The sequence below is a fragment of the Streptomyces sp. ITFR-6 genome (assembly GCF_031844725.1).
GTDB lineage: Bacteria > Actinomycetota > Actinomycetes > Streptomycetales > Streptomycetaceae > Streptomyces.
In genome coordinates, this window is sequence record NZ_CP134612.1 from 6297514 (window position 1) to 6309051 (window position 11538).

Genomic DNA, 11538 nt, shown 5'->3' on the forward strand with positions numbered 1-11538 from the left:
GTCACGAGGGGAGCGTCATCCGCCGTGCCAGCAGCTTCTCGTAGAAGGGCAGATGGAACCGCAGGTACCCGGCGAGTGTCGCGTTGTTGTCCGTGGTGGTCTCGTACGGGGAGGCCACCTCGGTGAAACCCTTCGTCCTGCTGGTCGACTCGTGCCACCGCCGGGTTCTGCGCCACTCCTCCCGCATCCCGGGCTGCCAGGACAGCGCCTCTTCCCGGTAGCCGATCCCCACCCCGGCGCAGTACGCGGCGACGGTGTCGGCGGGCCGCGCCATCAGAAGGTCCGAGTCGACGACCAGCGGCTCACGGCCCGTCGCCTCGACCGCGTCGTAGATCCCGGCCAGCCGCGCGAACCCGACCTCGTCCCGCTCCAGCGAGGGATTCAGCGCGAAATGCGAGGCGATCGCCTCCCGGGGGTGGCGGATGATGAAGGTGTGGGTCGCCTCCGCGAGGAACGCGGAGTCGGCCAGCAGGCCCGGGTAGTGGAAGTCCGTGGTGTCCTTGAAGAAGACCGGACGCCGCGCGGAGAGCTCCCGCAGCGCCGCGATCACCTCCGCCTCGCTGCGGGCCTGGACAGGTCCGACCTCGGCCACCCCGAAGTCCGCGACGTGCGAGAAGGGTTCATGAACCACGAGGAAGTCGCCCCGCTCCGCCATCATCCGCATGAAGGCCGTCGAGCGGCAACGCGGGGCGCTCCACAGCGCGAGGATCCGGGGACCGTTCTGCTTCGGCAGTGCCACTTTTCACTCCTGTGAGCGAGGTCGGAGGTCGATTCCGGAGACCGGCGTGTGCGGGTCCGCGGTCACCTGAGTGAGCAGCTCCACGACCTGGTCGATGCGCCGCAGACCGGTCTCCCGCTCCCACAGGCCGGTGTTGATCTCCAGCATGACCAGGAAGGCGTCCGCACGGATGATCCCGTGGAACGACAGCTCGTACCGGGCGGTGCCGTGCGAGAGGAGCTCGTAGCGGGATGTGCAGCCGTCCAGTTCGAGCGGCATCCAGTCGGCGAGCTGCAGTTCGCAGGTGACCTGGTAGAGGGGGTGGCGGTCCGGGCGCCGGTCGGGGCGGACCGCGTCGAGGATTTCGGCGAACGGCAGCCGCTGATGCTCGTACGACCGGAGCAGGCTCGCGCTCACCCGGTCCAGCAGCTCACCGAAGGCGGGGTCGCCCGAGCAGTCCACCCGCACGGGGACGACATTGAGGAAGCAGCCCATCAGCTGCTCGGATCCTCGCCTGGAGCGGTTCTCCGCGGGGACGCCGATCACGAAGTCGTCCTGCCGGCCCAGCCGGTGCAGCAGGACCACGACCGTGGTGAGGAAGACGGTGTAGGCGGTCACCCGGTGTTCCCGGGCAAGCCGGCTCATGGCGTCCGCGAGTTCCCTGGGCACGCGTCGGGCCAGGAACTCGCCCTCGTAGCTGGGCCGTTCGGGGCGAGGCCGGTCGGTGGGAAGGTCGAGCTCGGGTGCTCCGGCGAGCGTTCCCGTCCAGAACCGGCGCAGCCGGTCGCCTTCCCGGCCCGCGAGCATCTCCTGCTCGCCCGAGGCCAGCTCCGCGAAGTCGAGTACGAGCTCGTCCAGCTGTACGGGACGCCGCCCGGTCCGCGCGTTGTAGAACGCGGAGAGCTCGCGCATGAAGATCGTCATCGAGACCTCGTCGGTGACGAGGTGGTGGAACAGCAGGTGCAGTACGTGCTCGTGCTCGCCCAGCCGTACCAGGCGCGCGCGCACCAACGAGTCGCTCGTGATGTCGAAGCCCCCGTACGCGGTCTCCTCCTCCAGGGCCCGGCTCTGCTTCTGGAGGATGCTCGGCGGCAGGTGGCTCAGGTCGGTCACGGGGACGTCGAAGCCGCGGAACGGCGCGATCCGCTGCACGGGCTCGTTGTCGGTCTCCACGAAGTTGCCGCGCAGCCCCGCCTGCCGGGCGACGACGTCACCCACCGCGGCGCGCAGCGCGTCACCGTCCAGCGGTCCGTCGATGCGCAGCAGCAGGGGAATGGTGTGGGTGAGGAGCCCCGGGTTCACCTGCTCGGCCAGCCAGAGCTGCTTCTGCGCGGCGAGCAGCGGGACGAGCCGCTCGTCCCGGTCCGGGCGGGGCGGCGGCGCCGGTTCCGCCACGGGTTCGCTCTCCGTGGCGGAGGCGAGGAGGCGCAGCACGTCGTCCAGGTACGGATACCGCCGGCGCAGTTCCTCCGTGAGCAGGCCGGGCGTCGGGTTCTCGAACAGGATCCGGATACCCATCTCCGCGTCGAGGCTCTCGCTCACGTTCGCCACCAGCCGGGCGGCGAGCATCGAGTGGCCGCCGATGACGAAGAAGTCGTCATCGGGCCGCACCACCGGCAGTTCCATGGTCTCCGCCCACAGTTCGCACACCACGGAGAGCAGGGGGTCGTCGGAGGGCGAGGCGGGCGCCGCGGGGGCGCTGTGCGTCACCAGCTCCACGCCGGACACCAGCTGCACGGCGCCGGTCGGGCTCAGCCGTGCGGTGAGGCCCGTGGGGAGGACATGGTCCTGGTGGGTGACGTACAGAGGGGCGGGTGTGTAGGCGGACAGCGCGGGCGCGCCGTCCCCGAGCACGAGCCGGCCGGACTCGGGTGCGAGCACGACCGGCCATTCCCGGGGCAGCCCGGTGAGATCCACCGCCAGGACGGTTTCCGTGCCCGGGAGGGGGAGCGTCCGGATGACGCGCCCCCCGGGCTTCTCCCGCAGCCGTACGAGGTCGGCGTCGGTGATCGCACCGTCCACGACGGTGAGCGCGCCGGACCCGGGCGCGCCCATTTCGGCGCTCAGGGCCGATCTGACGGGCGCCTGCGCCTCGTGTGCGGCACGGCGTACGCCGTCGGAGGGGCCGGAGGCGAACGTGACGCGTGACAGGGGCAGCCGGGGCTCGTCGAGCAGCGCCCGCAGGAGCCGCTCGTAGTCCTTCATCAGCTCGGCTATGCCCTGCTCGGTGTAGAGCGCGGTGTCGTACTCGATCCAGGCCGCGGCGGTGTCCTTCGTGGCCTCGAATTCCACGATGGTGTCGAACCGCCCCCGCCTCCGCCGGACCTCGACCGGCGTGATCGGAAGACCACCGAACGAGGTGGTGCCCAGTGCGTCGAGCCTGGGGAGGAAGAGGTGCTGGATGAGCGGGGTCCGGCTGGGGTCGCGGGCGGGTCCGGCCAGCGCGAGGATGCGGCTCAGCGCCAGGCGTTCGTGGTCGACGGCGCTCGCCACCGTGTTTCCGCAGCGTTCGGTGAGCACCTCGAAGGAGGGGTCGCCGCTCAGGTCGAGGCGCAGGGGCAGCGTGTTCGCGAACTGGCCGACGAGATCGGCCGTTCCGGGGGCCGACCGGTTCGCCGCGAGGACGCCGAGGACGAAGTCGGCGGCCCCGGTGGACCTGTTCACCAGCGCGGCGAAGGCGGCGAGCGACACCGCGTAGGCGGTGGTGCGGTGCTCGCGGGCGAAGGCCACCAGCCCGGGGCCGAGGGCGCCGGCGAACCGGAACTCGCTCCGGTGCCCCTCGGTGCCCTTGAGGGCGGGGCGGGGGCGGTCGGTCCGCAGGTCGAGCGCGCTCGGGACGCCGGCGAGGTTGGCACGCCAGAATTCCCCGTCGGTCCGCTCCGCGAGGGGGAGCAGCGCCTCGCGCTCCCACTGCGCGAAGTCCCCGTACTGGAGACCGGGGTCCGGTATGGGGGAGTCCGCCCCTGACAGTGCCGCCGCGTAGTCCCGGCTCAGCTCGTCCACGATGACGCGGACCGCGGTGATGTCTGCGATCAGGTGGTGGACCGAGAGGGCGAGGACGTGCTCGTCCCCGGCGAGTCTCACCACGAGAAGGCCGAGCAGCGGTCCCGTCGCCAGGTCGACGGGGGCCGCGGCGAACGCGCTCGTCGCGGCGTGCATCGCCGGCTCCCGCTCGCCCGCCGCCCGTCCGCTCAGATCGAGCCAGGTCAGTGGTGGGGAGGACGGTGCGGGCAGCACGCGAAGGGCCGGTTCGCCGTCCGCCTCGTCCACCGTGCTGCGCAGAATTTCGTGCCGTCGTATCAGCGCGGATACCGCGTGGGCGAGGGCGGAAGGAGAGAGCGCGCCCCTGATCCGCATGGCGGTGCATTCATTCTGCGCCGCGCCGGAACCGCCGGCGTGGAGAAAGTGCTGCTGGATAGGGGCCAGTGGCACTCGGGATTTCTCCCCCTGCATATCTCCCCCATCAAGGATCACCACAACTACGCCTCCAAGTACGTTAGTTGACAGAACACGGCAGTGGCAGTGGATGCCGGACCTCGCTACGATCGCCCCGGTCGTGAGGATGTCGCGGATTGTCGAAGGAAATGGGTGGGCAGAACAGATGACGATGTCGAAGTGGTTCCTCAAATCCCCCTCGGATGACGCGGAGTACCGTCTTTTCTGCTTCCCGTACTCGGGTTGTGGCGCTTCGATGTTCCTGAAGTGGCCGTCCAGGCTCGGTGCGGTCGAAGTGCTGCCGCTCCAGCTTCCAGGCCGGGAGAACCGGATGCGGGAGCCGCACTACGGGACGTACGAAGAGCTCGCGGCGGACGTGGTGGACGGGATCGCGGGGTACCTGGACCGGCCGTACGGGGTGTTCGGGCACTGCGGCGGTGCGCTCCCCGCCTTCGAGACCGTGCTGCGGATACAGGAACTGGGGCTCCGCCCGCCCGAGCGCTGTTTCGTCTCCTCGCAGGTCGCGCCGCAGGACGGTCCGCACGGCCGGTTCCTCGGCCTGTCGGAGGACGGTCTGCGGGCCGAACTCTCCGGCCTCTTCGGTGAACTGGGATCGGCCGAGCCTCCCGCCGAGATGGTCGACATGTTCCTTGAGGTCATGACCGCCGACCTGGAGGCGAACAGGCGTTATGTGAAGCCGGCGGCGGGCCGTGCTCCCTGCCCGCTCACGGTGGTGGGCTGGGAGCACGACCACGAGGTGCCCCACGAGCTGATGGGCGGCTGGGCGCGGTGGGCCGAGGCCGACAAGGTCGTCCTCCCCGGCACGCACTACACCTTTCTCGGCGCACCGGCGGAGCTGATGGAGCGCCTGCGCTCCGGCCTGGTGGGCGGCTGACCCGCTGCCTCATTCCGCCAGGCCCGCAACCGCGCCCGGCGAGGCGAGATGCGCCTCTCCCGCCTCCCGCCAGAGCTGGCCGGCCGTGCCCATCCGGGTGCCCTCCACGGAGGCGATCCGGTAGGCCGTCGCCACGGTCGAGTGGGCCAGCATGCCTCGCACCCCGTGGAGGTGAAGAGCCTGGCGGGTGGATTGGAGGGCGTGCTCGGTCGCGGCCGCGAGCACCTGGGCGGCGTGGGCGGTGCAGTCCTGGCCCAGGTCGTGCCGCCAGGCCGCCTCATGCAGCAGAAGCCGCCAGCCGTCCGCCGTCCCGACCAGGTGGGCGAGCCGGTGGGCGACCGTCTGGAGCTCCACCAGCGGCCGCCCGAACTGCATGCGGTGATTGACATGACCGCGCGCGGTATCGAGGGCCCGGTCGGCGACGCCGAGGAGGACCGCCGCCTGCCTGATGCGCGCCGCGTCCAGGCTCCGCCGCAGCTCACCGCCGTCCGGGGTGGCCGGCGTCGCGGCAGCTCCGGTGAACTGCAGGCGCCGGCCCGGCAGGCCCAGCAGCATGCTCGTGCGTGAGACCGAGGTCGCGGGGTCCGGCTGGACGACGTACCAGCGAGCGTCTCCGCCCTGGGCGACCGCGCGGACCACCGCGAGGCTCACCTCGCAGTCCGGCAGGTGCTCACTCTCGCCCCAGAGCCGGTTGGCGCTGTCGGCGCGCAGGGTCGGTGCGGTGTGCACACCGATCGTGACGGCGTGAGCCGTGCCCTTGAGGACCTGCCCGACCAGGGAGTCCGGCAGTTCGCCGGCTGCCGCGAGCTCCAGGGCCAGTACGGTCTCCCGGTGGGCGGCCAGCGGGACGAGGCCGCGCCCCAGCTGCACGTTGACGACGATGTCCGCGCTGAGTCCGAGCCCGAACCCGCCGAGCCGTTCGGGAAGGCCGAGTTCGGGCACCCCGATCGCCGCGAGCTCGGCCTGGACGTCGCTCGTCCTGCTGAGAGCGGCGTCCACCGCGTCGGCGAGCTGGACCTGAAAGGGGTCCATCTGAAGATCCACGCCCTATCCCCCTGTCTCCACGTCGTCGAGCAACCGGGCACCGGTGACGATGTCGAGCAGAACTTCCGAGGCGCCGCCCGAGATCGTGAGCCCGGGGGCCTCGCGGTAGGCCGCCTCCAGCGCGGAGCCGCCGGTCTCGAAGCCCGGCTCGATGACCTGGGTGCCCAGGGCGTCGAGCGACCACCAGGAGATGGCCTGGGCGGTCTCGCTGCAGTGCCACTTGGCCAGCGAGGCGTCACTGATGTCGGGTCTGTCCTCCTGCAGGTGCTGAAGGGCGCGGCAGGTCAGGAGCCGGCTCGCGTCGAGCCGCGCCCGGTGTTTGGCGAACTCCGCCGCCTCCGCGCCTCGCGCCCCGCCCGTGTCCCCGTCGTGCGCGGTGAGACTCTGCGCCGCGAGGCCGAGCCAGTGTCCGGCCCTGGCGTAGTAGTCGAGCCCGCTGCGCTCCGCGGCGAACATCCGGGTGATGAGCGACCAGCCCTGCCCCGCGGCGCCGAAGAGCGCCTCGGGGCCGACGTGTACGTCCACCAGCGAGATGTCGTGGAACTGCTCGTCGGCGAGGCTGGGCAGCGGACGCACGGATACTCCCGCCGTGCTCATGGGGACGAGGAAGAGGCTGATCCCCTGGTACCGGCTCTCGCTGTCGTCCGTCCGGACGGCGCACAGGGCGACGTCGGCGTAGCCGCTCTTGAGGTTGTAGGTCTTGCGTCCGTTGACGACCCAGCCCTCGCCGCCCGGCCCCCGGGTGGCTCGGGTGGTGATGCTCGCCAGGTCGGAGCCGTGTTCCGGTTCGGTGAAGAGGATGCACGCGGTGAGGTCCCCCGAGGCGAGCCGGGGCAGGAGCGTGCGTTTCTGTTCCGGTGTGCCCGACTGCAGAATCAGGGAGCCGACGATCTGGACGGAGATGTAGTAGAGGCTCTGCGGTATTCCGTGTCTGACCAGCTCTTCCAGGAGTACGACGGTCTCGGTGAAGTCTCCGTCCCGGCCCCCGTATTCGGCCGGCCAGGAAGGGGCGAGAATACCCGCGCGCCCGAGATGACGGTAGAGCTCCCGGACGTCGCCGTCCATACCGTCGTCCCTCTGGTGCACCACCTGCAACAGGCGACGGGTCTCCGCGGCCGACAGGGTGGATTTGAGCTCTTGTCTGAAGTCAAGGGTTCTGTTAGGGACGCCGAAATCCATGGCTTGATCCTTGTCGAGACTCGATGTCAACACTACTGTGGCACACGTTCACAACCTTCGCAGTGCTTTGACAGCCCCTCAGATGGTTTGCTGTGCAGTGGAGTTGAGGATTCCGAGGCCGCACAGAGCGCGAAGCGTAAGACCCGAACATGCCATTCCGGTTTAACTGCTCGTCACTCTTGGTGGACTTGGAGAGAAATGAGTCAGCAAAGTGAGTTACTCCGAAGACTGCGCGGTATGTCGGCAGACCGCAGGGCGGATCTGATTTCCCGTCTCGACAATGTCTCACGAGGCGTGCGCACCGCACCATTGTCCTTCCGGCAGGAACAGCTGTGGCTGTTCGACAAGGTTTCCGCAAGCGGCGCGGCGTACGGACTCGGCTTTTCCATTCGTCTCCATGGGCCGCTCGACGAGCGTGCGCTGGAACTCGCGCTGAATGACGTGCTGGAGCGGCACAGCGTGCTGCGCTCCGTGTTCCCGCACGAGCACGAGACCGGGGTCCAGGTCGTACGGCCGCAGAGGCCGGTCCCGCTGGAGAGCGAGGCCTGCGGACCACAGGGCCCCGGGGAACACGGGGCGAGGATCGTCCGTGCGGAGCTGCGGAAGGGGTTCGACCTCAACGCCGAGGGCCCCGCGCGCTTCCGGCTGCTCCGGGTGTCCGCCGTCGAGCACGCCCTCGTCCTCGTCACCCACCACCTGGTCATGGACCCACGCTCCCTCGAAGTGCTGCTTCCCGATCTCGCGGAGGCGTACCGGGCACGCCGGGCCGGACAGGAGCCGTCCTTCGCCGGGGACGCCGCGCAGTTCGGCGAGTACGCGAGCTGGCAGCGCGCCTGGGTGGACGGCGAGGAAGCCAGGGACTGCGCCGAGTTCTGGCAGCGCGCCCTCGCCGCCTGGGAGAACACCGAACTGCCGGCGGACCGGCCGAGGTCCCGGCTTCTCGATCTGACCTCCGCCGCGGCGAGCAGCCCGCTCCCGCCCGAACTCGCGGCCTCGGTAAGAACACTCGGGGAGCGGCTCGGTGTGCCGGGCAAGGACGTCCTGCTGGGCGCCTTCTACGCGCTGCTGGCCCGGCACACGGCCGCCACCGATCTCACGGTCGGGATGCGGCACACCGTGCCCGGCCCCTTCGCACCCGGGCAGCTGGTCGGAGACTGCGGCAACCTGCTGCCGCTGCGCCTCGAAGGGCTGGACGGCCTGTCGTTCACCGAAGTGGTCCGCCGGACCAACGCCGTACGCGAAGAGGCCGAGAAGCACGGCGGCATCCCGTTCAAGCTCGTACTGGACGGCCTCCACCTCGACCCCGACCCGGCCAGACTTCCGCTGGTACAGATCGGCTTCGACGCCCGGACGCACGCGCCCGTGACCGCGTCGGCGGGCGGACTGAGCATGTCCGCCGAACAGCTGGACACGGGCGCCAGCCCCTACGAACTGTCCCTGGAGACCGTGCTCGACGGCCCGGAACCCGCGGTGACCGTCCGCTACGCGACAGCGCTGTACCACGAGTCCACCGCGCAACGGCTCGTCCACCGCTATCTGCGCCTGCTCGCGGCCGGCTGCGCCTCTCCCGAGGCGTCCCTGACCAGCATCTCGATCACGGGCCGGGACGAGCGGGAGAGCGTTCTCGACGAGTGGAACGCCCGCCTCGGACCGTACTCCGCGGACGCGGTGCACCAGGTGTTCCAGCGCGTGGCCCGGGAGCACAAGGACCGGGTCGCCCTCGCGGCGAGGGACGGGGAGACGACGTACGGAGAGCTGGAGACGCGGGCCAACCGGCGCGCGCACCGGCTGCTGGAGCTCGGGGTGGAGCCAGGAACCTGCGTGCCGGTCCTGGTCAGGCGCGGGCGCCCCTTCGTCGAGGCGATACTCGCCGTCCTGAAGGCCGGCGCCGCCTACGTACCGGTGGACCTCGGCCAGCCCGCGGAACGGGTCATGTCCATCCTGGCCGACTGCGACGCCCGGGTCGTCCTCGCCTCCGAGGGCGCGGAGGGACTGCTCGGAGCGACCGGGGTGCGCGTGGCGCACATGGAGGACGACGTATCCGGACTGCCCGCCACCGCACCCGACGTGGAGGTGCACCCGGAGCAACTGGCGTACGTCATCTACACGTCCGGATCCACGGGCGTGCCCAAGGGCGTCCTCATCGAGCACCGCAACATCACCGGCTTCATCCGGACCGTGCGGGACATGTTCGGCCTCGGCCCGCGGGACCGCATGCTGCAGTTCGCGTCCGTCGGCTTCGATGTCTCCGTGTTCGAGATCTTCGGCGCGCTGCTGTCCGGCGCCCGCCTGTACATGGTGGACGACGAGGAGCGGTCCTCCATCGACACCATCGACGCGCTCATGGCCGACCAGCGGATCACCGTCATCGACCTCCCGCCGGCGATCATGGAGCTGCTCACGCCCGAGCGCTATCCGGACCTGCGCGCCGCCTTCGTCGGCGGAGAGGCGTTCTCCGGCGAGCTGACGACCCGGTGGGCACGCCACTGCGCGTTCACCAACGGCTACGGCCCGACCGAGACGACGGTGACGGTGGTGGCCAAGCTCTGCGAGGGACGATGGGCCGAGTCACCGCCGATGGGCCGGGCCATGAGCAACCACCGCGCCTACGTGCTGGACGAGGACGGAGGACTGCTCCCGGCCGGCGCCGTCGGTGAACTCGCCATCGCGGGCAGGGGACTCGGGCGCGGATACCTGGGCCGCCCCGACCTCACGGCCGAGCGCTTCAGACCCGATCCGTACGGCCCGCCCGGCTCGCGGATGTACCTGACGGGAGACCTCGCGATCTGGCGGGACAACGGTGACCTCGCCTTCCTCGGCAGGGCCGACCGACAGGTCAAGGTCAGGGGCGTGCGGATCGAACTCGGTGAGGTCGAAGCCGCGTTGCAGGCCGTCCCCGGAGTCGCGCGGGCCGTTGCCGACGTGGCGGTCGACCCGCACCGCGGCACGCTGCTCGTCGCGTACGTGGTGCCCGAGGACGGAACGGAACTGCAGCTGGACGCCGTGCGGTCCGCACTGGGCAACCGGCTGCCGCCGACCATGATCCCCACCGTGCTCGTACCGCTGTCCGACGTGCCGCTGGCCCAGAGCGGGAAGGTCGACCGCAGGGCGCTGCCCGCGGTCGAGTTCGCCGGGCTGGAGAGCGCGGACGACAGCGACCTCCAGGACTCCACGCCCACCGAGCGCACCGTGGCGAGCGAGGTCTTCGCCACGCTGCTGGGCACCAGGGTGGCCAAGCACGTCAACTTCTTCGCCCTCGGCGGTACGAGCCTCCAGGCGATCCGGATCGCCCCCCGGGTGAAGACCGTGTTCGGCGTCGACGTACCGATCGCCGAGTTCTTCTCGGCGCCGACCGTCGCCGGACTCGCCCGCATCATCGACGACGCGCTCGCCAGGGAGAGCGAACGGCGCGACCAGCTCGCGAGCGCGCTCGATCTGGTGGAGGGCAGGAGCGACGAGGAGATCGCGGAGATCGTCCGCTCCAGATTCGGTGACGCCTCGTGACAGGGGCCGTGTTCACCGCCGAATCGCCGTGGATCCGCAGGTCGGCCAGGGCCGCGCCGGCGGTGCGGCTGATCTGTATGCCCTACGCGGGCGCGGGCGCCTCCGTCTACCGGGCCTGGCCCGGCCTCCTGCCCGATTCGGTCGAGGTCCTCGCGCTGCAGCCGCCGGGCCGGGAGGACCGCGCGCGGGAGGACCCGCCGGTGGACCTACGGGCCCTGGTACGCGCCTGCGCCATCGCGCTGCGGCCCTTCTGCACCGGGCGATTCGTGCTGTACGGGCACTGCGCCGGGGCTCTCCTCGCCCATGACGTGGCCCATGAGATGGCCCGGCGCTTCGACGTACGGCCGAGGCGCCTGATCGCGGCCGCCCAGCCGGCCCCGTACGTCGCCTCCGCGCAAGCGCCGCTGTACGAGCTCCCCGACGAGGAGTTCACCGAAGCGGTGCGCCTGCGGGGCGGGCTGCCCCGGGAACTGCTCGCCAACCCGGACATGCTGGAGTTCCTGCTGCCCATGCTGCGAGCCGACTTCGCGCTGTGGGAGCGGTACGAGCACGAGCGGCGGCCCGCGCTCCCCTGCCCGGTGACGACCCTGCGCGGCCGGGACGACCCGGTCGTGAGCGGTGATCTGGCGCGGACCTGGCGGGAGTGCACCGAGCAGGGCCACGACCACCACGAGGTCGACGGCGGCCACTACTTCGTCAACCGGATGACGCGCGGGACCGCACGGACGATCGCCCACGCGGTACTGGCCGAGTGAGGGGGGAA

At 70.8% G+C, this 11538-nt stretch carries 7 protein-coding genes; 3 read left to right on the forward strand and 4 right to left on the reverse strand.

Going from position 1 to position 11538, the window contains the following annotated elements:
- Position 1 precedes the first annotated feature (1 nt).
- Both RLT59_RS28700 and RLT59_RS28705 read right to left on the reverse strand, forming a co-directional pair.
- On the reverse strand, positions 2-739 hold the full coding sequence (locus RLT59_RS28700; protein WP_311306070.1) for a sulfotransferase-like domain-containing protein: 738 nt from the start codon (positions 737-739) through the stop codon (positions 2-4).
- 3 nt (positions 740-742) lie between these two features.
- Positions 743-4171: a condensation domain-containing protein gene (locus RLT59_RS28705; protein WP_311306071.1), complete on the reverse strand. Its 3429-nt coding sequence runs from the start codon at positions 4169-4171 to the stop codon at positions 743-745.
- A 148-nt stretch (positions 4172-4319) separates the two neighbouring features.
- Here RLT59_RS28705 and RLT59_RS28710 point away from each other — a divergent pair, with 148 nt between their 5' ends.
- Positions 4320-5048, forward strand: a complete 729-nt coding sequence (locus RLT59_RS28710; RefSeq protein ID WP_311306072.1) for a thioesterase II family protein — start codon at positions 4320-4322, stop codon at positions 5046-5048.
- A 9-nt stretch (positions 5049-5057) separates the two neighbouring features.
- Here RLT59_RS28710 and RLT59_RS28715 read toward each other — a convergent pair whose 3' ends face one another.
- Entirely contained in the window at positions 5058-6080 is a 1023-nt protein-coding gene (locus RLT59_RS28715; RefSeq protein WP_311306073.1) for an acyl-CoA dehydrogenase family protein, read from the reverse strand.
- Positions 6081-6095: 15 nt separating this feature from the next.
- A complete protein-coding gene (locus RLT59_RS28720; RefSeq protein WP_311306074.1) occupies positions 6096-7271 on the reverse strand; it encodes an acyl-CoA dehydrogenase family protein in 1176 nt (391 codons plus the stop codon).
- A 294-nt stretch (positions 7272-7565) separates the two neighbouring features.
- On the opposite strand from RLT59_RS28720, the gene RLT59_RS28725 reads away from it, so the two are divergent.
- Positions 7566-10775, forward strand: a complete 3210-nt coding sequence (locus RLT59_RS28725) for a non-ribosomal peptide synthetase (protein ID WP_311306075.1) — start codon at positions 7566-7568, stop codon at positions 10773-10775.
- Positions 10772-11530: a thioesterase II family protein gene (locus RLT59_RS28730; protein WP_311306076.1), complete on the forward strand. Its 759-nt coding sequence runs from the start codon at positions 10772-10774 to the stop codon at positions 11528-11530. The genes RLT59_RS28725 and RLT59_RS28730 overlap by 4 nt, the downstream gene beginning before the upstream one ends.
- The last annotated feature ends 8 nt before the right edge of the window (positions 11531-11538 follow it).